Genomic DNA, 21,316 nt, shown 5'->3' on the forward strand with positions numbered 1-21,316 from the left:
GCAACGGCGGCATGACCATCACCACCCCCAGCGGACACACCTACCAGGCAACACCAGAGCCCCTGCACGACCCACGCACGGTGGAGGAGGACGACACCCCGCCCTTCTGACCAACGCGCCCCGGGCACGCCGCAATCGGTCGCCTGCTTGCGGCCTGCTGAGAACGCGCCTCGCGGCGAGCGACCACAAATAGATGACCGAACGCGGTCTGAGGTCGCAGATGGGGTGAGTGTGGATTCGCTTTCTAGTGAAGGGGTACGGCAAAGTTCGCGTCGGTCACCGAGGCTGGCGCACTGGACCGTGTGGATTCGGGTCATTCAACGCACCGAAATCCACGCGGTGAGAGATGCGGTCCGGCATCGGGCCGGACAGCGGCCCGCGCCCGGGCACGCCACCTTTGCCTGACCCCTCAATAAGTCCCACGCGGGCGCTTGCGTCTGAGGGACAGTGACCGCGGCCTTCACAGACTTCAGGCGGGGCGCCGCCGTCACGTACGTCCCAGTGTCACCAGGGATCACAGAGGTGGTGGCGAAGGCCCTTTTCCCTACCCTCAGGGGAGGCAAGGAGGCCTTCACCGTCAGGTGAATGCGTACACGCGGCGGCCACGCCACCGTCGCCCTTCCCTTCACCAGCCAAATCCGCACTAACGACCCACCATGCCCTATGACCCCGCCGCCGCCTCCCGAGCCGCGTCGAAAGGAGCCCGATCGAACACGATCCGCATCTCCACGATCTTCCCCTCCCGCACGGTCACCAACTCGGCCCCGGGCGCGCTCGCCACCGGCAAGGTCGCCGTGTCGTACATCAGCAACGCCGTCGTCTCGTCCCCGAATGCCGCGAGCAGGGTCGAGCCGGTCAGGATCCGGGTGAAGGGCCCCATGAACCCGCGAAACGCTTCCGCGCCGTCAAGGCGTCCGGACGGCGCGTGACACACGATGTCGTCGGCGACGTAGGTCATCGCGGTCTCGAAGTCCTTGCCGGTCCAGGCTCGGTGGTAGGAGAGCGCGGCGTCCAAAGCTGGGCTGGTCATGACGGTTCCTTTCGTCGACGGTCACCAGGTTGGACACCGCCCTTGCCCGAAACGGAACGGTGCGCGGCGAAAAGGTCGTGACAAGATCGGCCGGTGAGCACCAGGACCACGGACGAGCGGGCGTTTCGCGAGCTCGCCGACACCTACCGTCACGAGCTGCACCTGCACTGTTACCGCATCCTCGGCTCTTTCGCCGACGCCGAGGACGCCGTCCAGGAGACACTGCTCGCCGCTTGGCGCGGCCTCGACGGCTTCGAGGGCCGCTCCTCGCTCCGCACCTGGCTGTACCGCATCGCCACCAACCGCTGCCTCAACGTCCTGCGCGACGCGGGTCGCCGTCGCCCGCCCGAGCCGGTGCCACCGTTCGACCCGCCGGAGCCCAGCCGCCGAAGCGAGGTCACCTGGCTACAGCCGTACCCGGACGAACTCATCGAGGACAGTGAGCCCGGGCCCGAAGCGCGCTACAGCACTCGTGAGGCTGTCGAGCTCGCGTTCATCACCGGCCTCCAGCTCCTCCCGCCCAGACAGGCCGCCACCCTGGTCCTGCGGGACGTCCTGTGCTTCCCCGCCGACGAGGTAGCGAGCATGCTCGCTACCACCGACACCGCGATCAAGGGCATGCTCCAACGCGCCCGCGCCTCGCTCGACAAGCACCGGGCCCGCGCGGCACACCGCCCGTCACCACAGGAGCGCGCGCTGACCAGGCGATTCGCCGACGCGTTCACCGCAGGCGACCTCGACGGCGTCATCCGCCTGCTCACCGACGACGCGTGGCTCGCCATGCCGCCGGCGCCGCACGAGTACCACGGCCTCGACGCGATCGCCGGCTTCCTGCGCGTCACGATGGCCGTGCCGGTCTGGCGGGGCTTCACCATGACGCCGACACGCGCGAACAACCAGCCTGCCTTCCGCTGCCGCCACGGCGACAGCCCGGCCGGGCTGATGGTCCTCACCCTCGACGGTGAGCGCGTCCGGGCCATCACCCGGTTCCTGGCTCAGCCGGAGCCGCGCACCCGGCCGAGATGATCGCCCGGCGAACCGAAAAGGTGCGCCGCGCCGTGCGCTCGCTTGAAATAGCGGTGCGCCGGATGTTCCCAGGTGATCGCGATCCCGCCGTGCAGCTGGATCATCTCGCCCGTCACCGTCGCCAGCGCCTCCGAGCAATGCACCTTCGCCACCGCGGCCAGCCTGCTCGACTCCGGGGCCGCGTAGGCCGCCGAACGGGCGGTCTCCACCAAGACGTAGAGGTCCGCCATCCGGTGCTTCAGCGCCTGGAAGCCGCCGATCGGCCTGCCGAACTGGTGCCGCTGCCTGCTGTACTCCACCGTCAGCTCGAACGCGCGTGCCGCGGCTCCGGCCTGCTCGGCGGCGAGCACCGCGCACGCGACGTCTCGGAGCGCGCCGAGGTCGACCGATCCGATCAGCCGGGCGGGCGCGCTGTCGAAGTGCACGCGAGCCAGCCGCCGGGTTTCATCCATCGCCGGGGTTCGGACGCGAGGGGCGTCGGAGACCTCGTAAAGCGAACCCCCGGCGAGGACCAGCAGAATCTCCGCCTCGTCGCCGTGCAGGACATAATGTGCCTCACCGTCCACAGTGGACTCGGAGGCGACACACGCCGGTACGTCCCATCGGCCGTCGGCACCGGTCCAGGCCACCGCCCCGACGGCACCTTCGGCGAGCCGGGGGAGCAGGCGCTCGCAGGCCTCGTCGTTGCCGGTGGCCAGCAGGGCGTGCACGGCGAGCACGGCCGAACCGAGGAACGGGACGTCGGCGAGTACTCTGCCCAGTTCCTCGGCGACGATCTGGAGTTCCGCCATTCCGGCACCGAGACCGTTGAACCGTTCGGGAACGGCCAGCGCCGCCACTCCGATCTGTTCGCACAGCTCCGGCCAGGGGTCCGCTTCCCGGTCCAGCAGCTTCCGGACGCTGTCCCGCAGCGCGTCCTGCTCGGCGGTGAACGTCACGACAGCACCCGCTCCCGGTGAAACCGTGGCGTGCCCCAAGCGCCGACCAGGGCACGGACCCGGGTCAGCCGCAGGCCGAGCGCGTGTTCCGCGGTGTAGCCGATCGCGCCGTGAACCTGTAGCCCGGTCCGGGCGGCGAGGTGCGCGGCGTCGCCGCACGCCACCTTGGCCGCGGAGATGTCGCGCCGGTCCAGGGTGACGGCCGCGCCGAACAGCAACGGTTCGGCCAGCGCGAGTCCGGTCGCGACGTCGGCGAGCAGGTGTTTGACCGCCTGGTACCCACCGATCTCCCGTCCGTACTGCTTGCGTTGTGCGGCGTACGCGACGGACGTGTCGAGCAGCCATCGCCCCGCGCCGAGGAGGTGCGCGGCGGTGGCGAGGCAGCCCAGTTCGAACGCGTGGTCCGCGTCGAGCGCCGTGCCGAGGTCGTCGCCCGCCACCGGCGGGAACAGCCGCCGTGAACCGTCTATGGAGGACAAAAGCGGGCCGGGAGTGAACGCGCGCAGCCTGCCGTTCTCGACCGCGAGACGTGCGTCGGCGACGTCGGCGTCCAAGGCGTACGGAACGTTCGGCGCGAACGCCACCGACGCCAGCGTTTCGCCCGAAGCGACCGAGGTGAGCAGTTCGTCGTCCAGCAACGACGGCAGTACGGCCACGGTGTCGGTCCACGGGCCGGGAACGGAGTGGTAACCCAGCCGTTCGAAGCCGACGGCCAGATCGACAGGGGTGGCACCGAGCCCGTCGTACCGTTCGGGGACTGCCAGGGCGGTCACGCCGAGCTCCGCCAGCCGTCGCCAGATCTTGAGACCAGGGCCGGGATCGCCCGCCGCCCAGGACCGATTGGCCGAATCGGTGTCCAAACCGGACAGAAGATCGTGCAGGCTGCGGGAGAACTGCTCCTGCTCGACGGACAGCGCGAACCTCATCGGGCCCCCTTCGGCAGGCCGAGCAACCGTTCGGCGACGATGGACCGCTGGATCTGGTCGGTGCCGCCGTAGATCGGGCCCGCCAGGGAGAACAGCCAGCCGTCGCTCCACCGGCCGCGCAGTTCGGCGTCCTGGCCGAGGACGTCGAGCGCGGTTTCGTGCAGGGTGACGTCGAGGTGGGACCAGAACAGCTTGTTGACACTCGATTCCGGCCCGAGTTCGGCGCCGTCCGCGAGACGGGTGACCGTGCCCAGGGTGTACAGCTGGTAGGCCCGCGCGCCGATCCACGCGTCGGCGACCCGATCGGCCAGGTGGGCGGGACGTCCGGCATCGGCCCACAGTGAGACCAGCCTGTCGGCCGCGGCGAGGAACCGGCCGGGACTGCGCAAGGACAGCCCGCGTTCGTTGTTCGCCGTCGTCATCGCGACCCGCCAGCCCTCGCCCGGCGCGCCGATCACGTCCTCGTCGGGGACGAAGACGTCGTCGAAGAAGATCTCCGCGAACCCCGGCTCGCCGTCCAGTTGGGGGATCGGCCGGACGGTGACCCCCTCGGACCGCAGATCCACCATCAGATAGGTGAGACCCTTGTGCCGTACCGAATCCGGATCACCGCGGAAGAGACCGAAGGCCCGGTCGGCGAACGCCGCCCGCGAACTCCAGGTCTTCTGCCCGCTGACCAGCCAGCCGCCGTCGCAGCGGGTCGCGGTGCTCCGGAGCGCGGCGATATCGCTGCCCGCTTCGGGTTCCGACCATGCCTGGGCCCAGACTTCTTCCGAGCGCGTCATCTTCGGCAGGATGCGACGTCGCTGTTCTTCCGTGCCATGGGAGAACAGCGTGGGCGCGAGCATGAAGATGCCGTTCTGGTTGACCCGCGCGGGCGCGCCGGCCGCGTAGTACTCCTCCTCGAACAGCACCCACTCCAGGAGGCTCGCGTCCCGACCACCGTACTCGCGCGGCCACGAGACCACCGACCACCGGGCGTCGGTCAATTTCGCTTCCCATGCCCGGTGTTGCGCGAATCCCTCGGCGGTGTCGAACGACCGCAGCGGCTCGGCGGGAACATTCGCGGCGAGCCAGGAGCGGGCTTCGTCACGGAAAGCGAGTGCCTGCTCGTCCAAGTCGAGGTTCATCACGAACGCGCGTCCCGCATCGAACGCGCGTCCTGACCGCCCAGGGAATCCCCGCCGGACATCTCGGCGTTGTGCGCGTGCGCGAAGTGGTGCAGGCCGAACACGGAGTCCATTCCGGACCGCAGGCCCATCAGATCCTCGGCCTGGTTGACGGCCTTCTTGGCGAGTGCGAGACCCATTCGCGGCATCACCGCGATCTTCTCCGCCAGCGCCATCGTCTCGGTTTCGAGGTCGGCGCGGGGGACGACGCGGTTCAGCATGCCCCACTCCTTGGCCTGCTGTGCGGTGAAGCGCTCACCGGTGAACAACACTTCCTTGGCCGCACGCGGACCGAGGACCCAGGGATGCGCGAAGTACTCGACACCGGGAATCCCCATGCGTACCACGGGATCGGCGAAGAACGCGTCATCGGAGGCGACGATCATGTCGCACACCCAAGCCAGCATGAGCGCGCCCGCGATGCACGCACCCTGCACACTCGCGATGGTCGGCTTCGGGATCTCGCGCCACCGGCGGCACATGCCGAGGTAGACTTCCGACTCGCGGGCGAACCGCTGGTCGCCGCCCTCGGCGCCGACATGGTCCCACCACAGGACCGCCTTGCGCTCGAAGGAGACGTCCACGTCGCGTTCCGGGGTGCCGATGTCGTGCCCGGCGGAGAAGTGCTTGCCTGCCCCGGCCAGCACGATCACCTTGATCACGGGGTCGTCCACAGCGCGGGTGAACGCGGCGTCGAGCGCGTAGGTCATCGCCGAGTTCTGCGCGTTCCGGTACTCCGGCCGGTTCATCGTGACGACGGCCACCGGCCCGCGTCGCTCGTACTCGACGGTCATCCGTTCTCCTCCCGCAACACACGTTTGAGTACTTTCCCGGACAGGGTGCGCGGAAGATCCGCCACGAACTCGATGTACCGGGGGAGCTTGTAGTTGGCCAGATCGCGCTTGCAGTGCGCCATTACGTCCTCTGTGGACAGTTCGGCTCCGGGACGAAGCCGGATGTAGGCCTTGCCCGCCTCGCCGTACACCGCGTCGGGAACGCCGATCACCGCGGATTCCGCGACACCGTCCAGCCGGCCGAGTGCCTGCTCGATCTCGGCCGGGTAGACGTTGAACCCCTTGGAGACGTACATGTCCTTGATCCGGTCGACGATCCGCAGGTAGCCGCGGTCGTTGAGCACGCCGACGTCGCCGGTGTGCAACCAGCCTTCGGCGTCGATGGCTTCCGCGGTGGCCGCCGGATCATCGAGGTAGCCGAGCATCACATTCGGCCCGCGTAGCAGGACTTCGTCGTGTTCGCCCAGTTTCACCTCGAAACCCGCGGTCGCGCGGCCGGAGAAATGTGCCACCAGTTTCGCGTCGTCCTCGGGGCGGGACATCGTGGCGACCACGGCCTCGGTGAGCCCGTACGCGGTGAGCACGGTGTCGAAACTCAGTTCGGTCTGCATCCGTTCCACCAGTGCGACGGGCACGCTCGCCGCCCCGGTGACGGCGAGCCGGAGGCTGGACAGATCGTGCGCCCCGCGTTCCGGTGCGTCCACCAGGGCCTGGTGGATCGTCGGCGCGCCCGGGAGCACGGTGATCCGCTCGGTTTCGATGAGACGCAAGGTCCCGCGGACGTCGAAGGTGAGCTGCGGGACGATCGTCGCACCGCGCAGGAGGGCCGCGAGAATCCCTGCCTTGTAGCCGAAGCTGTGGAAGAACGGGTTGATCACCAGGTAGCGGTCCTGTTCGGTCAGGCCACCGCAGTCCGCCCAGGCCTCGGCGACGCTCAGTGCCTGCCGGTGGCTGCTCATCGCGCCTTTGCTGCGGCCGGTGGTCCCGGAGGTGAACAGGATGTCGCTGACGCCGCCCGGTTCCGCGGGACTGACGAAGTCGCTGTCGAGGCCGGTGAGCGCGTCCCACTCCGTGACGCCGTCGACCGGTTCTTCGACGCCTTCGACCGGGATGCGCACCACGGTGCCGGGGCGAGCGGAGCCGAGGTCCGCCAGCCGGTCCGTGCCGAGGAACGTGCCGGTGATCGCCAGCGCGGAAACCCGCGCGCGCTCGAGGACGTCGATGGTCTCGCGGGCGGTGAAACGGGTGTTGACCGGGACGAGCGCCGCTCCGGCGTACAGCGCGCCGAGCCCGGCGACGACCCAGTGCCAGGTGTTGGGGGAACAGATGGCGACTCGTTCGTGGCCCTCGAAGAACCGCGCCGCCTGCCGCACCCGCCGCGCCAGTTCGGCATAGGTGAGCCGGACTTCGCCGTCGACGAGTGCTTCTCGTCCGGCGAAGCGTTCCACGGCCCTGTCGAGCGTCGCCGGGATGGTTCCTTCGACCATTGAAGTCTCCCTAGCTTCTCGCCGGCCTGCGCGCGGCCGCGATCGTGTCGCCAGGACGCGGTTGACCGACGAACTCGCCATTTGGCGCCCTGCCGCGTCGAAAGCGGGGCCTGTCGGCCAGGGCGCGCGCTCTGTCGTCGTCCGAGTGCCGCGGAGTCCGCATCATTTCTCCCTAGCAAGTGCTTGGTAGGGTAGCCTACGCAGCAGGCTCTGGTTTGGCTAGAGGAGGCATGCGTGACCCAGGACGGCTTTCGTGACCGTGTGCGCACCTGGCTGGCGGGCAACCTGCCGCCGGAATTGCGCGGTCTGGGCGGTCCCGGCCGGGAGCACGAGGCGTTCGACGAACGTGTCGAGTGGGAACGCAGGCTCGCCGCCGCGGGCTGGACCTGCGTCGGCTGGCCGGTCGAGCACGGTGGACAAGGCGCGACGCTGGAGCAGCAGGTCGTCTTCCACGAGGAGTACGCGCGGGCCGGTGCGCCGGCGAGGGTGAGTCACCTTGCGCAGGAACTCCTGGGCCCCACGCTGATCGCGTTCGGCACGCCTGAACAGCGGAAGCGGTTCCTGCCACCGATTGTGGCCGTCGAGGAACTGTGGTGCCAGGGCTATTCCGAACCCGGCGCCGGTTCCGACCTCGCCGCCGTGTCGGCCACCGCGACCCTCGAAGACGACGAGTGGGTGCTCAGCGGCCAAAAAGTGTGGACGTCGCTCGCGCACGTGGCCGACTGGTGTTTCGTCCTCGCCCGCACCGAACCCGGCTCGAAGCGCCACAAAGGATTGTCCTATTTGCTCGTCCCGATGCGGCAGCCCGGGGTCGAGGTCCGCCCGATCCGGCAGCTCACCGGGACTTCGGAGTTCAACGAGGTGTTCTTCGACGGCGCCCGCACCGCGAAGGACCTGGTCGTCGGCGAACCCGGCGACGGCTGGCGGGTGGCGATGGGCACGCTTTCCTTCGAGCGCGGCGTCGCGACGCTCGGACAGCAGGTCGGCTTCCGCCGGGAACTCGAGGAACTCACCAGGATCGCGCCGGACGACCCGGTCGTCGCCGAGCGGATCGACCGTGCCTGGGTCGGCCTGGAGGTCATGCGGGCGCACGCGATCCGTACCCTCGGCGACTCCTCGCCCGGCGTGGCCGAAGTGTCCAAACTGGTCTGGGCGAACTGGCACCGGGACCTGGGAGAGCTGGCGATGCTCGTCCGCGGCGCGCGGGGCATGCTCGCGGAAGACGGCCTCGACGCCTGGCAGCGCCTCTTCCTCTTCACCCGCGCCGACACGATTTACGGCGGCTCCAACGAAATCCAGCGCAATGTCCTCGCCGAGCGCGTGCTCGGGCTTCCCCGGGAGGTACGACCGTGATTCCGGTTCCGAAATACCCCGAAGGCGCCGGCCTCCTGCGGGACAAGGTGGTCGTGGTGACGGCGGCGGCCGGTACCGGGATCGGTTCCGCGGTGGCGAAACGCGCCAAGGAGGAAGGCGCCCGCGTCGTGCTCAGCGACTGGCACGAACGGCGTCTCGCCGAGAAGGCAGCCGAACTCGGCGACGTCCACGCGATCCCCTGTGACGTCACACAAGAAGAACAGGTCCAGGCGCTCATCGACGGTGCGGCCGAGCGCTACGGCCGGATCGACGTGCTCATCAACAACGCGGGCCTCGGCGGCACAAAGTCCATAGTGGACATGTCCGACGACGAGTGGTCCCGGGTCATCGACGTCACCCTCAACGGCACGTTCCGCGCGACGAGGGCCGCGGTCAACCGGTTCATCGCCCAAGGCGACGGCGGGGTCGTCGTCAACAACGCTTCGGTGATCGGCTGGCGCGCGCAGGCCGGGCAGGCGCACTACGCGGCGGCGAAAGCGGGCGTCATGGCGCTCACCCGGTGCGCGGCCGTCGACGTCGCCGAGCACGGCATCCGCGTCAACGCCGTCGCGCCGAGCCTGGCGATGCATCCGTTCCTGGCCAAGGTGACCAGTGAGGAACTGCTCACCGAACTCACCGCGCGCGAGGTCTCGGGGAGGGCGGCGGAACCCTGGGAAGTGGCGAATGTGATGGTGTTCCTCGCCAGTGAGTACTCCTCGTACCTCACCGGCGAGGTAGTGTCCGTGAGTTCCCAGCATGCGTGAGGTATCAGTGAAAGCCACCCCGGGTTCCCGCCGCGCCGAACTGCTCGCCCTGGCGGCGGAACTGTTCGCCGAGCGCGGTTACGTCTCCACCACGGTGCGGGACATCGCGGACGCGGCCGGGATCCTTTCGGGCAGCCTCTACCACCATTTCGACTCGAAGGAGTCGATGGCGGACGAGATCCTCACCGGATTCCTCGACGAACTCTTCGGTGCCTACGCCGAGATCGTCGCGGAAGGCAGAGGCCCGAGGGAGACCCTCGAAGCCGTCGTCGTGGCCTCGTTCGAATCCATTCACCGGCGGCCCGCCGAGGTGGCGATCTACCAGTCCGAAGCGAAGCACCTGACGCAGTTGCCGCGGTTCGGCTACCTCGCCGACCGCAACACCGAATTCCGCGAGCTGTGGAACGGGATCCTCACCGACGGCATCGCGGCGGGCGTCTTCCGCGCCGACCTCGACGTCGAACTCACCTACCGGTTCATCCGCGACACCGTCTGGGTCGCGGTGCGCTGGTACAACCCCGAAGGCTCGCTGAGCGCGGACGACGTCGCGCAGCAGTACCTCGGGATCCTTTTGGACGGAATCGCAACGGCGAAACGGAGGCGGCGTGGCTGAATCGATGAGCCCTCGGCGGGAGAACGTGCCTCGGGCTGAAGCCTACGTCCTGGACGCGGTCCGGACCCCGGTCGGCAAACGCGGGGGCGCACTCAGCGGCGTCCACTCCGCCGACCTCGGCGCCCACGTCATCCAGGCCGTCGTCGAACGAGCGGGGGTCGACGCCGACCTGGTCGACGACGTCATCCTCGGCTGCACCGACACGCTCGGCCCGCAGTCCGGGAACATCGCGCGGACGGCGTGGCTCGCGGCGGGATTCGGGCATCACGTACCGGGTGTGACGATCGACAGGCAGTGCGGTTCGAGCCAGCAGGCCGTGCACTTCGCCGCGCAGGCGGTGCTGTCCCGGACGATGGACCTCGTGCTCGCCGGTGGCGTGCAGAACATGAGCGCGATCCCGATCAGCGCGGCGATGCTGGCAGGGCGGGAGTACGGCTTCGATGATCCTTTCTCCGGCTCGAAGGGCTGGCAGGAGCGCTACGGCAGCGTCGAGGTGTCGCAGTTCCGCAGTGCCGACATGATCGCCGAGCACTGGGACCTGACCCGCGAAGCGATGGAGGAGTACGCCTACCGCAGTCATCAGCGCGCGATCGCGGCCATCGACGAAGGGCGGTTCGCCGCCGAGATCGCGCCGTTCGCCGGTGTCGGCCTGGACGAGGGGCCCAGGCGTGACACCACTTTGGCGCGGATGGCCGGACTGAAACCGCTGAGCGAGGGATCGCGCATCACCGCGGCCGTGGCCAGCCAGATCTCGGACGGCGCCAGCGCGACGCTCATCGCGTCCGGAAGTTTCATCGAAGAGCACGGCCTCACCCCGCGCGCCAGGATCCATCACCTTTCGGTGCGGGCGGCCGATCCGGTGTGGATGCTGACCGGGCCGATCCCGGCGACCGCGCACGCGCTGCGGAAAACCGGGTTGCGCATCGAAGACATCGACCTGTTCGAGGTCAACGAGGCGTTCGCGAGCGTCGTCCTGGCGTGGATCGAGGAGACGGGCGCCGATCCGGACCGCGTCAACGTCAACGGCGGCGGTATCGCGCTCGGTCATCCCATCGGGGCGACCGGGACGAAACTGTTCGCGACGCTGCTGCACGAACTCGAACGGCGGGGCGGCCGCTACGGGTTGCAGACGATGTGTGAAGGCGGCGGGACGGCGAACGTCACGATCATCGAGCGGCTCTGACGCTCCACACGATGAGTGCCAAGGCGCTGAAACCCGCGCCCAGCAGGCAAACCCCGGTCCAGCCCGCGACGGCGTAGACGGCCGTGGAGCCGATGGCGCCGATGCCGCTGCCGACCGAGTAGAAGATCATGTACCCGCCGATCAGCCTGCTGCCGGCGTCCGGCCGGAGCGGGTAGATCAGCGTCTGGCTCGTGACGTGCACGGCCTGGACGGCGAGGTCGAGCAGGACGGCGCCTGCCACCAAGGCCCACAGTGACGTGCGCGTGAAACCCAGTGGCACCCACGAAAGCAGGAGCAGGCTCAGCGCCATCCCGGTCGTCCACCGTGCCCGGCCGCGATCGGCGAGCCGTCCGGCGGGGGCCGCCGCCAGCGCGCCCGCCGCCCCTGCCAGCCCGAACGCGCCGATGGCCGTATGCGACAGGCCGTCCTCGCTCAGCGGTAAGGCGACGGAACTCCAGAGAGTGCCGAAAGCGGCGAAGATCAGCAGCGCGAGCGTTCCGCGCGTCCGGAAGACACGTTCCTCGATGAAGAGGGACAACGTGGACCGAAGCAGTCGCCCGTAGCTCATGCCCGCTCCGGCGGGGACCGCGCCGGGAAGCACGCGGTACAGCACGACCGCGATCACCACCGTCACCCCCGCGGACACGACGTACACCGCGCGCCAGCCCGCGAGGTCGGCCAGCGTGCCCGAAACCGTCCGCGCGAGCAGGATCCCGAGGACGACGCCGGTCGTCACGAGACCGACCACCCGCCCGCGTTCGGCCGGGGCGGCCAGCGAGGCCGCGAACGCGACGAGGAGTTGCGTGACCACCGCGAGAACGCCGATCGCCGCCATCCCGGCGAGCAGCACCACACCGTTCGCGGCCGTGGCGGCGACCAGCTCGGCGATCGCCAGCGACGCCAGCATCCCGGCGACGAGCCGCCGCCGGTCGAGCAGGTCACCGAGCGGCACCAGGAGGAACAGGCCGAGGCCGTAGCCGAGCTGGGTGAGCGTGACGATGCCACCCACGGTCGACGCGGCGATCCCGAGATCGGCGCCCATGGTGACGAGCAACGGCTGGGCGAAGTAGATCGTGGCGACGGCCGTCCCGGCGGCCACGGCGAACAGCAGGACGACACCGCGATGCACAGACCCTCCAATTGGTTTCAACTTGCTACCAGTCGGACGGTAGAGCATCGTGGTTGTAAGATGCAACCATGGTGAAGAGGACCACGTTCGACGAAGCTTCTTGCCCGGTGGCGCGCTCGGTCGACTCGATCGGCGACTGGTGGTCACTCCTGATCGTGCGCGACGCCTTCGACGGCGTCCGCCGCTTCGGTGAGTTCCAGCGCGGCCTGGGCGTCGCGAAGAACATCCTCTCGGCCAGGCTGCGAGCGCTCGTCGGGCACGGGGTGCTCGACGTCGTCCCGGCTTCGGACGGGAGTTCGTACAGCGAGTACGTCCTGACGGCGAAGGGCCGTGATCTGTTCCCGGTGATCGTCGCGCTGCGGCAATGGGGCGAGGCGCATTTCTTCGGCGCCGACGAACCGCGGTCGGCGCTGGTGGACCGCGCCGATCAGCGTCCGCTGCCGGCGTTGGCGGTCCATGCCGCGGATGGGCGCGTCGTCGGTCCGGACGACACCGTGGTGGTGAAAGCGCCGATCTCGTGACGTGACCGCACCTCTCGCAAGTAGTCGGCTACTTGCGAGAGGTGCGGGAAGCCAAGGGGTGGCGGTGGGTGCGGAGGCCCAGCAGCCCACCGCCACCTGAGGGGACCGCGGCCGCCGCGCGCGGCCCCGGCCCGGTCGCGTACCCGGGTCACCCGGCGGGAACGCGAGCCCAGGGCATCCTTTCCGGCGCGGGAACGGCCTCGGTCGGGGTTTCGGAAAGGAAGTCCCGCTCGAACGGGGCCAGGATGTCCTCCCCGATCGGCGTCGCGGCCAACGAAGGAGTCGCGGGGGCCGGGAACACCGGCTCGGGCACCGGCAGCCGCCGGTCGAGTTCGGCGGTCCAGTGGATCATCGCCTTCGGCCGGTCCCAGCCCGCCGCGCCGATGAGCCTGCCGTCGCGGACGAAACCGGTGACGCGATCGGACAGTTCGATCGTGTCCTTGCCCAGCGACGGCATCCCGACGGTCTGCAGCCGCGCGTCGTAGAGCGACGACCAGGCACGGGGGAGCGGCGTGTACGGCCGCGCGTTGCCCCGGCCCAGCATCAGGCTTTCCGCCGCCGCGCGCCCGGATTCGACGCCGTTCATCCAGTGCTCGACCCGTCGCGGGGTCTCGTCGATCCGCAGGTTCGGCCATTTCGCGACGTCACCGGCGACCACGACGTCCTCCGCCCCGACGGCGAACAGGGTCGATTCGCACAGGACGCCGTCGTCGATGGTCAGTTCCGAACCGCGCAGCCAGTCCACGGCGGGCACACTGCCGATCGAGAGCACCACGCAACTGGCCACCAGGAACTGGTTGTTGGTCAGGTGCAGCCCGACCGTCTCCTTGGTGCTGATCCAGTTCCGCACCTCGGTGTTCATCGCCAGCTTGGCGCGGTGGTGCTGGTGTTCCTTGGTGAGCGCCGACGCGATCCGCTCCCCGAAGCGGTGCAACGGCGCCTTCGCGTGGCCGATGAGTGTGACGTCCCGGCCCAGATACCGCATCGACGCGGCGAACTCGTTCCCGATCAGGCCGCTGCCGATCACCACGACGGCCTTGTTGCTGTTCCCCAGGGCTCGCCGCACGGCGAGGGAATCCTCCACGGTGCGCAGCACCCGGACCCGGGGGTCGTGGCGCGGCGAGCCGGGGAGGTGCCGGGGGTGGACGCCGGTCGCGACGATCAGGCCGTCGTACCAAAGGGATTCCCCGCCCGGCAGGTGCACCGTGCGTTCCTTGGTGTCGAGCCAGGTCGCGCGGGTGCCGAGCCGCCAATGGACGTCCAGGTCCAGGTACGGCTCCAGGCTCGCCGCCACCGGTTTCACCCCGCCGGTGATGAGTTCCTTCGACACCATCGGCCGGTGATACGGCTTGCGCGGCTCGTCGCCGACCAGCACGATCTCGCCGTCGAAACCGAGTTCCCGCAGGCGTTCCGCGGAACGGAGCCCGGCGACGCCCGCACCGACGATGACGATCCGATCCCCGTCACTCATCGTCGTACGCTCCCTCTCCCTTGACTCTGATGGCTTGTTTCGGGCAGAGCCGGGCGGCGGAAATGGCCTGGTCCAAACCGTCCCGGTCGACCATCCGGCGGATGCGGAGCTTGCCGTCCGGCCCGATCTTGAACGTCGCGGGCGCCTCCATCTCGCAGAAGCCGAAGATCTCGCACCGCTCGTTGTCGACGCTGACGCGGGTGCCGCGCCGCACACTTCCGAAGATCATTTTCCGTTCCTCCAAGCCGTTTCACGGCGATCAGACGAGTTCCTCGACCAGGCCCAGCCGTTCCAGGTACCGGGTCGGCATGAACCGCAGCGTGGTCAGCACCACGACCGGGACCAGCAGGGTGATCCCGCCGAACCACAGGAGGCCGAGGTGCCCGTTGGCCATGGCACCGAAGAACGCGTGCAGCGCCGTGATCGCGACCGCCGGATAGGCGAGCCGGTGGATCCACAGGAAGCGCCGGTAGGAACTGAACCGGCTGATGCCGCCGGTCAGCGCGACGGCGATCATGACCTCGAGCCCGATGACGCCCAGTTCGTGCCGCGCCAGCGTGCCCGGCAGGAGCGGGATCGTGACCTGCGCCAGGGTGAAACCGTCGGGCAGGAACAGGAACGACATCGCGTGCACCACACCGAACGACAGCGTCAGGATGCCGAGCACCATATGCGAGTTGCGCAGGGCCTTCCGCCCGGTCAGCGACTTGATCCAGCCGGTCGCGGTGAACACGCCCCAGCACAGCGTGAGGCACATGAAGCCGTAAGAGATCCGGGCGGAGGTCTGCGCCATGCCCTTGATGCCGGGGTCCGTGTCCGACTTCTGGGTCAGGACGATCACCACCTCGGACCACTGGTCATACATTGCTCTCTCCTGGGGCACTGGGAACCGGGTCCGGTTCGGCGGCGGCCGCGCGGTCGCGGGTCCGGATGTTCTTGCCACGCAGGGTCCGGAGGCCGAAGAACAGCCCGCCACCGAGCACCACCGCGAGCAGCAGGCCGAGGCCGAAGTCGCCGTACCCGACGTCCATCGCGGCGTTGGCCGTATTCGACTGCGGCACCGGCGCTTCCGGCAGCAGCGACTGGTCGACGACGCCGGTGCTCTCCAGCAGGGTCATATGCCGCAGCACCGCCTGGTTGGCCGTGGTGGCGTAGTCGCGCACGACATCGTTGCGGGTACCGGCCCTGACCTGGGCGATGACGGGGAACAGCACCCCGTGCGCGTACCGGAGCCGGGTGGCGAAGATCCGGTCGAACTCGCTGTCGTCGCGGGCGGCCTTCATCTCGCCGAGCCACGCCGACTGCTGGTCCGAGGGTTCGTCCGGCAGTGCGATGCCGAACCGGTCGGCGATGGCGTGCGTCGCGGTGTCGAGCCTGCCGTGGTCGATCATCAGTGTCCGGCCGACTTCGCGGGTCCGCTTGCTCTTTCCGCGCTCCTGCGCCCACATCCCGGCGGGCATTTCCCACAACCCGGCCAGTTTGACGTTGACGATCAGGTTCTCGTCCGCCGCGGACAGTTCTTGGGCCTGTGCGTCACCGACGGGGCCGAGCAGCGTCGCCGCGGCCGTCGTCAGCAGGACGAGGAGCAAGCGGGAGAGCACACCCGGGGGGTCAGAGGCCGAGGTCATCGGCCTGCCAGGTGTCCGCGGTGAGCAGCACTTTCGTGCCGTCCGGCTTGACCGGGAACCACGCGTCGTCGACGCCCTGCCCGCCGGTGTTGCCGGGCATCGCGTCCTTCGCGTTGCGGTACAGCGGCCAGCCCGCGAGCGTGACCTGGTCCGTACCGTCGTCCCTGGTCACGGTGCCGACCAGGGCGCGGTCGATCCCGGTGACCACGAGGTCGCCGTCGGCCTTGGCGGGAATCCAGGTCCTCGAGCAGGTTTCGGTGCAATTCGACTTCGGCGGATTCACCGTGTCCTTGTCGTAGCGGTAAAGCGTGAAACCTCCTGTGTCGGTGACGATCGGTCCGAGGTCGAACAGGATCGCCGCCGTGACACCGGGGGCGGGTTCGGCCGCGGGGTCGGGCATTCCCGGGATCTGCCCGGTACCGGCGGTGGAGGCCGCGCCCGGAGAGCCGTTCGGTCCCGCGGTACCGGTGGTGCAGGCCGCGGTCGACGCGACCGCGGCCAAGGCGAGGGTCAGAGGTATGACCGAGCGTGACACGGGGTTCACGGAAATCCTCCTGTCGGGGCCAGAGGAGAACGCCATCGCCGCGGGGCGACGGTGTGCGGGCAGGTTCAAGTCCACTGTGGATGTTCATGCGCCACAGTGGATTCGGCGGTGCGGGGGACAGCGCCGGGTCGGGGGTCTTCGGTAGGGGATACGGTCACGAAGCGGAAACGGTTCAAAAAACTTTCCCGGGCGCCGGAACCGGGGACGGAACGGTTTTGGCACTGGACTTATCGCCCCTGAGCGCACAAAGATGTGCCGCGTGGGACGCCACTCTCGGATACTGCGGCCAATAGTCGATCATGAACCCGTGTCGAACGGGCATGACGACCTCATCAGGGCGTTGTACCAGGAGTTCGGGTCGAGCCTGATGGCGTTCGTGCTGAAACTGACCGGACACGATCGCCAGTGGGCCGAGGACGTGGTCCAGGAGACGCTCATCAAGGCGTGGCGCAACGCCGGCAAGCTCGACCGGCAGCCGGAAATGCTGCGTGCCTGGCTTTTCACCGTCGCCAGGCGCATCGTCATCGACGGCTGGCGGAGCCGGAGCGCCCGCCCTCAAGAGGTGGAGGAACTCGAGTCGGATTCGATCGGAGTGCCGGACGAATCGGAGAAGACGCTCGCGGCCATGATCGTTTACGAGGCCCTGCGCGATCTTTCCCCGGAACAACGTGAAGCCGTCCAGCAGACCTACCTGCGTGACCGCACCGTGAACGAGGTCGCGGCGACGCTCGGGGTTCCGCCGGGTACGGTGAAATCGCGGATCCACCATGCCGTGCGTGCGCTGCGCAGGGCGTTGCAGGAGCGGGGGTGAGCGAGGTGTCCGGAGCGCCGCACACGGATATCGCCGCCTACGTCCTCGGTGTCCTCGGCGAGGAGGATCACGCCAGGTTCGAGGCGCATCTGCTGGAGTGTCCCGAATGCCAGGTCGAACTGGTGGAGATGTACCACCTGCCCGACATCCTGGACATGGTCAAGAAGAGCTGGCCGGACCCGCCCGTGAAGGGGCCGGGGCCGCGGGTGCTGCGGATGCTGCTCGCCGACGCCGCCAAGGCAGGCCGCCGGCGCAAGGTCATCCGGCTCGCGGTCGCTGCCGCCGTGCTCGTGCTCGTCGTCGGCGGACCGCTCACCGTTCTTTCGCTCACCGATCGTGAACCGGTCATCACGCAGGCCGCGCCCACCGTCATCACGTCGGTGGTGCCGTCGTCGCCGTCCAGGGAACCCGGCCCGGACGGCGGCGCCGCCCCGTTCGGCTGGTCCGAGGCGGGCAACGCGGTCGCCGCCGAGGTCACGGTCCAGGAGAAGGAGTGGGGCAGCGCGGTCGAACTCGAACTGCGCGGCCTCACCGGCCCGATGACCTGCCAGCTTTTCGCCTACTCCCACGGCGGAGAGGCCTACGTCGTCAACAACTGGAGCGTGCCGTCCAAGGGATACGGCGTTCCCGGTTCCCCGGATCCCCTCGTCATCACCGGTTCGACGGCATTGCAGAAGGCCGACATCGAACGCTTCGAGGTCCATAAGCGGGACGGCACCGTACTGGCCATCGTGCGCCGGTAGTTCTATAACGGAAAGATAACGTCGGGGTCGCGTTTTGAACCGGCTTCCGACCGGAACCGTATCTCTCATTAGCCGGATCTCCCCCGGCGGGCGAACAGAAGGTTCGCCGCGAATTCGGCGGCCCCGAATGCGGCGAATGCGTCGCTCATGCCTGCGTACGACTGGTGGTTCCCGGTGCCCGGAAACGAATGAGGTGAGCAAGTCGTGGCACGGCCTGTCGATCGCGGTCGGTGGACTGGTGGTGTCCACCACGACCGCGGCACCAAGGTGCGGCCGAACGTCGACAAGCCGGAACCGGGTGAGAACGCGTCGGGAACCTTTTCACGAAAGCGGATTCGGGCAGCGACAGCCTGCTGGGCGCCGGTACCACCTGCGAGAACGGTGACGTCTGGCTCGGAACGGTAATTCCCCGAAAACAATCGGGTCGTAGTCGTCCTCGGCTCACTCCGACAGCCGAGGCGGTTCAACGGAAGCGAGAACCGGCGAACAGGAGGAAATACTCCGGCCCGGCGGGTCCCCCCTACACCTCACCCACCCGCCGGGCCGGCCCTACTCGGAAAGCGATCGACACAACCGAAGAACGCTCCGCAAGCGTTTATCCGCCCTGCCGGCGGCTTCCCGAGAGGGCGGCCCGCCGGCAGGGCTCTTTCCGGTACGTTTGGCGGCATGGGTGAGCAGAAGGACCGCATGCTGCGAGGCGAGCTGTACCGGGACAACGACCCCGAACTGGTCGCGGACCGCGAACGCGCACAGGGGCTCGTCGACCGGTTCAACGGCACGGGCGCCGAGGAGACCGGTGAGCGGGACGCGGTTCTTCGTGCACTGCTGGGAAAACTCGGTGAGGGTTCCTGGATCATGCCGCGGTTCCAGTGCGACTACGGCTATCTGATCGAGATCGGCGCCAACAGCTTCCTCAACTACGACGCCATCCTGCTCGACTGCGCCCCGATCAAGATCGGCTCGGACTGCTCGATCGGCCCGCGCTGCCAGCTGCTCACCGCGCTGCATCCGATGGAGGACCACGAACTGCGGCGGCAGCGCTGGGAATCGGCCGCGCCGATCACCATCGGGAACAACGTCTGGTTCGGCGGCGGCGTCATCGTGTGTGCCGGGGTGACCATCGGGGACGACGTCGTGGTGGGCGCGGGCAGTGTCGTCACCCGGGACCTGCCGTCGAAGGTGTTCGCCGCGGGCAATCCGGCCCGCGTCATCCGGGAGCTTTGAGACCTATCCGGTCACCGGAGTGATCCGCGTGCGCCGGACGTGCTCGAAGACCATCGAGGTCCGCACGTCGGCCACCTCCGGCCGTTCGGTCAGCTTGTCGATCACGAAGGCGTAGAGGCTCTCGTTGTCGGGAACGGCCACGTGCAGGATGAAGTCCTCGGTCCCGGTGGTCACGTAGAGACCGGCGATGTCGGGCAGCGCGCTGACGAAGTTCCGGAAGTTCTCGATGTTCCGCCGCGACGGTGGGCGCACCCGGATCGCGATGAGCGCCTGTACCCCGCGGCCGATCGACGGCAGGTCCACGTCCAGCAGCGCGCCGCGGATCACGCCACGCTCGCGCAGGCCGCGGGTGCGGTCGAGGGCCGTGGTCGGCGAAACGCCCACCGCGGCGGCGACTTCACGGTTGGTCTTCCGTGCGTCCGACTGCAATTGGGCCAGGATCGCCTGATCAAGTTCGTCCAGATGCGCCATGTCGAGCCTCCCGCCGTATTAAGTACGAACTCGATGGACTGTACCCGTATGCGGACTTAGCTTGACCTTGTTCATCCGTTGATGTGAGCAGGAGACCAGCTGTATGTCCGAGCACGATACGGCCGTCGGGTTCACCCCCGAGGAGATCGATCCCACCGCGTCCACCCGATCGGCCAGGCTGAAATGGGTCATCGTGGTCAACAGCGACCTGCCGCCGGGGCGCGCGGTCAACGCGGCCGTGTGCACCGCCGTGGCCACCGCGACCGGGGTGAGCGGCCTCCTTGGTGATGACGCGTTCGACGCCGACGGCGAGCGGTACACGGGCCTGCCGTGGACCGGATGCTCGATCCTCTCGGCCGACGCCGAGAAGCTGCGGGCCATCCGCGCCAAGGCCGCGGCCTCGCCCGGCTGCCATGTCGCCGACATGCCCGCGGTCGCCCAGCAGATCCGGGTCTACGCCGACTTCCTCGCGACGATGAAGGAGTTCTCGACCGAGGAGATGGACTACTGCGCCGTCGGCATCGTCGGACCGCGGAACCGGATCGACAAACTGGTCGGGAAGCTTCCGCTGATGGCTTGAGTGGGGGTGCTCACGACGCCTGAAGTACCGGAAGGGGTCCCCTTGAGTTCCTGGCGCCTAGCGCAGGCAAGGGGTCCGGCCCGGCCGGTCTCACGACTCGAGGAGGTCTCGGAGTGCTTCGGTGAACTGGACCGGATTCCGTTGCGGCGCCAGATGAGCCCCCGGCATCTCGGTGAACGGCAGGCCCAGTTCCAGCGCGAGGATCTTCGCGGGGTGGTAGTGGTAATGCCCTCGGCTGCCGACGCCCGCGACCGGGAAGATCTCGGTCCTCGCCTTCCGCAACGCCCGCAGATCGGGAAGGTAGTCGAGGATTTCGGCCAGCTCGCGGCCGAACAACCGCTTCCAGTCCTCCTCGTTCGGCAGCCGGATCGCGCGCAGTTCGGGCAGCGCGGCACCGGCGATCCCGTCGGTGAACCGTTTGAACGCCCCCATCAGGTCGCCCGCCTGCGCGAGCCGGACCTGCGCGTTGGCCTCGTCGAGCCAGCCGAGCGCGTCCGGGAGCAGCTGGACGGCCGGCGGTTCGTGGGCGACCAGCACACTCGCCGCGTCCGGGTGGCGGGCGACGAGGTCGAGGCCGATCAGGGCGCCCGCGCTGGTCCCGAACACCCGCGCGGGCCCGCCGCCGACGTGCTGAAGGACGGCGTAGGCGTCGTCGGCCTGCTTCGGCACGCTGACCGGGCCGGTGCTGGTGTCGGTGCTGCGGAAGTGGCCGCGCCGGTCGTAGCTGACGACGGTGTGGTCGTCGGCGAGCAGCTTCGTCATCGCCCGGAAGGTGTCGGCCGAACCCAGCCCGCCGGCGATCAGGAGCAGAAGCGGCCCTTCGCCGGTGCTGCGGACGTACAGCTCACCGTCCTCGACCGGACAACGACTCTCCGAGATCATGGCCGAAGTCAAGCACAGCGCGTCCGTCC

The 21,316-nt window shown here is 68.8% G+C and carries 24 protein-coding genes and 1 pseudogene; 11 read left to right on the forward strand and 14 right to left on the reverse strand.

What is annotated here, in order from left to right; translation table 11 throughout:
- Nucleotides 1-110: pseudogene (locus BS329_RS44695) on the forward strand (HNH endonuclease); the annotation flags it as partial.
- A 551-nt stretch (nucleotides 111-661) separates the two neighbouring features.
- Here the strand turns inward: BS329_RS44695 and BS329_RS23860 are convergent.
- Nucleotides 662-1,030 (reverse strand): nuclear transport factor 2 family protein, encoded by a 369-nt coding sequence (locus BS329_RS23860; protein WP_076163486.1) that lies wholly within the window; start codon nucleotides 1,028-1,030, stop codon nucleotides 662-664.
- A gap of 93 nt (nucleotides 1,031-1,123) precedes the next feature.
- Between BS329_RS23860 and BS329_RS23865 the strand changes: the two genes are divergently transcribed.
- The gene (locus BS329_RS23865) at nucleotides 1,124-2,056 is read left to right on the forward strand and encodes an RNA polymerase subunit sigma-70 (protein WP_076163487.1); all 933 of its coding nucleotides are present in this window, start codon (nucleotides 1,124-1,126) and stop codon (nucleotides 2,054-2,056) included.
- On the opposite strand, the gene BS329_RS23870 is transcribed toward BS329_RS23865, so the two are convergent.
- From BS329_RS23870 to BS329_RS23890, 5 genes are read right to left on the reverse strand one after another with little or no spacing between them, the layout of a single operon-like run.
- Nucleotides 2,026-2,994 (reverse strand): acyl-CoA dehydrogenase family protein, encoded by a 969-nt coding sequence (locus BS329_RS23870; protein WP_076163488.1) that lies wholly within the window; start codon nucleotides 2,992-2,994, stop codon nucleotides 2,026-2,028. The genes BS329_RS23865 and BS329_RS23870 overlap by 31 nt on opposite strands.
- Nucleotides 2,991-3,920 carry an acyl-CoA dehydrogenase family protein gene (locus BS329_RS23875; RefSeq protein WP_076163489.1) on the reverse strand — a complete coding sequence of 310 codons (930 nt, stop codon included), beginning with the start codon at nucleotides 3,918-3,920 and terminating at the stop codon, nucleotides 2,991-2,993. Before BS329_RS23875 ends, BS329_RS23870 begins: the two co-directional genes overlap by 4 nt.
- Entirely contained in the window at nucleotides 3,917-5,050 is a 1,134-nt protein-coding gene (locus BS329_RS23880; protein WP_076163490.1) for an acyl-CoA dehydrogenase family protein, read from the reverse strand. Before BS329_RS23880 ends, BS329_RS23875 begins: the two co-directional genes overlap by 4 nt.
- Nucleotides 5,050-5,883: an enoyl-CoA hydratase gene (locus tag BS329_RS23885; RefSeq protein ID WP_076163491.1), complete on the reverse strand. Its 834-nt coding sequence runs from the start codon at nucleotides 5,881-5,883 to the stop codon at nucleotides 5,050-5,052. The genes BS329_RS23880 and BS329_RS23885 overlap by 1 nt, the downstream gene beginning before the upstream one ends.
- Nucleotides 5,880-7,370 (reverse strand): FadD3 family acyl-CoA ligase, encoded by a 1,491-nt coding sequence (locus BS329_RS23890; protein WP_076163492.1) that lies wholly within the window; start codon nucleotides 7,368-7,370, stop codon nucleotides 5,880-5,882. Before BS329_RS23890 ends, BS329_RS23885 begins: the two co-directional genes overlap by 4 nt.
- A 234-nt stretch (nucleotides 7,371-7,604) precedes the next feature.
- Here BS329_RS23890 and BS329_RS23895 point away from each other — a divergent pair, with 234 nt between their 5' ends.
- Genes BS329_RS23895 through BS329_RS23910 form a run of 4 tightly spaced genes read left to right on the forward strand, consistent with a single transcriptional unit; the run spans nucleotide 7,605 to nucleotide 11,283 of the window.
- The gene (locus tag BS329_RS23895) at nucleotides 7,605-8,723 is read left to right on the forward strand and encodes an acyl-CoA dehydrogenase family protein (protein ID WP_076163493.1); all 1,119 of its coding nucleotides are present in this window, start codon (nucleotides 7,605-7,607) and stop codon (nucleotides 8,721-8,723) included.
- A complete protein-coding gene (locus tag BS329_RS23900; RefSeq protein WP_076163494.1) occupies nucleotides 8,720-9,487 on the forward strand; it encodes an SDR family oxidoreductase in 768 nt (255 codons plus the stop codon). Before BS329_RS23895 ends, BS329_RS23900 begins: the two co-directional genes overlap by 4 nt.
- Nucleotides 9,480-10,100: a TetR/AcrR family transcriptional regulator gene (locus tag BS329_RS23905; protein ID WP_076163495.1), complete on the forward strand. Its 621-nt coding sequence runs from the start codon at nucleotides 9,480-9,482 to the stop codon at nucleotides 10,098-10,100. The genes BS329_RS23900 and BS329_RS23905 overlap by 8 nt, the downstream gene beginning before the upstream one ends.
- A 4-nt stretch (nucleotides 10,101-10,104) precedes the next feature.
- Nucleotides 10,105-11,283 carry an acetyl-CoA C-acetyltransferase gene (locus BS329_RS23910; RefSeq protein ID WP_076163776.1) on the forward strand — a complete coding sequence of 393 codons (1,179 nt, stop codon included), beginning with the start codon at nucleotides 10,105-10,107 and terminating at the stop codon, nucleotides 11,281-11,283.
- Here the strand turns inward: BS329_RS23910 and BS329_RS23915 are convergent.
- On the reverse strand, nucleotides 11,267-12,412 hold the full coding sequence (locus BS329_RS23915) for an MFS transporter (protein WP_208619265.1): 1,146 nt from the start codon (nucleotides 12,410-12,412) through the stop codon (nucleotides 11,267-11,269). The two genes, BS329_RS23910 and BS329_RS23915, sit on opposite strands and share 17 nt — an antisense overlap.
- Before the next feature lie 68 nt (nucleotides 12,413-12,480).
- Between BS329_RS23915 and BS329_RS23920 the strand changes: the two genes are divergently transcribed.
- Nucleotides 12,481-12,933 carry a winged helix-turn-helix transcriptional regulator gene (locus tag BS329_RS23920; protein WP_076163497.1) on the forward strand — a complete coding sequence of 151 codons (453 nt, stop codon included), beginning with the start codon at nucleotides 12,481-12,483 and terminating at the stop codon, nucleotides 12,931-12,933.
- A 148-nt stretch (nucleotides 12,934-13,081) separates the two neighbouring features.
- Here BS329_RS23920 and BS329_RS23925 read toward each other — a convergent pair whose 3' ends face one another.
- Genes BS329_RS23925 through BS329_RS23940 form a run of 5 tightly spaced genes read right to left on the reverse strand, consistent with a single transcriptional unit; the run spans nucleotide 13,082 to nucleotide 16,567 of the window.
- Nucleotides 13,082-14,404, reverse strand: coding sequence for an NAD(P)/FAD-dependent oxidoreductase (locus tag BS329_RS23925; RefSeq protein WP_076163498.1), 1,323 nt, complete (start codon nucleotides 14,402-14,404; stop codon nucleotides 13,082-13,084).
- Nucleotides 14,397-14,633, reverse strand: a complete 237-nt coding sequence (locus BS329_RS41980) for a ferredoxin (RefSeq protein ID WP_005164337.1) — start codon at nucleotides 14,631-14,633, stop codon at nucleotides 14,397-14,399. Before BS329_RS41980 ends, BS329_RS23925 begins: the two co-directional genes overlap by 8 nt.
- A gap of 30 nt (nucleotides 14,634-14,663) precedes the next feature.
- On the reverse strand, nucleotides 14,664-15,269 hold the full coding sequence (locus tag BS329_RS23930; protein ID WP_084750136.1) for a ferric reductase-like transmembrane domain-containing protein: 606 nt from the start codon (nucleotides 15,267-15,269) through the stop codon (nucleotides 14,664-14,666).
- Nucleotides 15,262-15,993 carry a DUF4142 domain-containing protein gene (locus tag BS329_RS23935; protein ID WP_244197272.1) on the reverse strand — a complete coding sequence of 244 codons (732 nt, stop codon included), beginning with the start codon at nucleotides 15,991-15,993 and terminating at the stop codon, nucleotides 15,262-15,264. Before BS329_RS23935 ends, BS329_RS23930 begins: the two co-directional genes overlap by 8 nt.
- Before the next feature lie 22 nt (nucleotides 15,994-16,015).
- Nucleotides 16,016-16,567, reverse strand: coding sequence for a hypothetical protein (locus BS329_RS23940; RefSeq protein ID WP_244197273.1), 552 nt, complete (start codon nucleotides 16,565-16,567; stop codon nucleotides 16,016-16,018).
- Nucleotides 16,568-16,835: 268 nt separating this feature from the next.
- Between BS329_RS23940 and BS329_RS23945 the strand changes: the two genes are divergently transcribed.
- The 3 genes from BS329_RS23945 (at nucleotide 16,836) to BS329_RS23955 (ending at nucleotide 19,354) form a co-directional block, all read left to right on the forward strand.
- Nucleotides 16,836-17,387 carry a sigma-70 family RNA polymerase sigma factor gene (locus BS329_RS23945; RefSeq protein ID WP_076163501.1) on the forward strand — a complete coding sequence of 184 codons (552 nt, stop codon included), beginning with the start codon at nucleotides 16,836-16,838 and terminating at the stop codon, nucleotides 17,385-17,387.
- Nucleotides 17,384-18,130, forward strand: a complete 747-nt coding sequence (locus BS329_RS23950) for an anti-sigma factor family protein (RefSeq protein ID WP_076163502.1) — start codon at nucleotides 17,384-17,386, stop codon at nucleotides 18,128-18,130. The genes BS329_RS23945 and BS329_RS23950 overlap by 4 nt, the downstream gene beginning before the upstream one ends.
- 666 nt (nucleotides 18,131-18,796) lie before the next feature.
- The gene (locus BS329_RS23955; RefSeq protein ID WP_076163503.1) at nucleotides 18,797-19,354 is read left to right on the forward strand and encodes a sugar O-acetyltransferase; all 558 of its coding nucleotides are present in this window, start codon (nucleotides 18,797-18,799) and stop codon (nucleotides 19,352-19,354) included.
- Between the two features lie 3 nt (nucleotides 19,355-19,357).
- Here BS329_RS23955 and BS329_RS23960 read toward each other — a convergent pair whose 3' ends face one another.
- Nucleotides 19,358-19,825: an Lrp/AsnC family transcriptional regulator gene (locus tag BS329_RS23960; RefSeq protein ID WP_076163504.1), complete on the reverse strand. Its 468-nt coding sequence runs from the start codon at nucleotides 19,823-19,825 to the stop codon at nucleotides 19,358-19,360.
- Nucleotides 19,826-19,928: 103 nt separating this feature from the next.
- Between BS329_RS23960 and BS329_RS23965 the strand changes: the two genes are divergently transcribed.
- Complete coding sequence (locus tag BS329_RS23965) at nucleotides 19,929-20,405, forward strand: DUF2000 domain-containing protein (RefSeq protein WP_076163505.1); 477 nt, start codon at nucleotides 19,929-19,931, stop codon at nucleotides 20,403-20,405.
- A gap of 90 nt (nucleotides 20,406-20,495) precedes the next feature.
- Here BS329_RS23965 and BS329_RS23970 read toward each other — a convergent pair whose 3' ends face one another.
- On the reverse strand, nucleotides 20,496-21,287 hold the full coding sequence (locus BS329_RS23970) for an alpha/beta fold hydrolase (RefSeq protein WP_076163506.1): 792 nt from the start codon (nucleotides 21,285-21,287) through the stop codon (nucleotides 20,496-20,498).
- Nucleotides 21,288-21,316 lie beyond the last annotated feature (29 nt).

The organism is Amycolatopsis coloradensis, from assembly GCF_001953865.1.
Classification (GTDB): domain Bacteria; phylum Actinomycetota; class Actinomycetes; order Mycobacteriales; family Pseudonocardiaceae; genus Amycolatopsis; species Amycolatopsis coloradensis.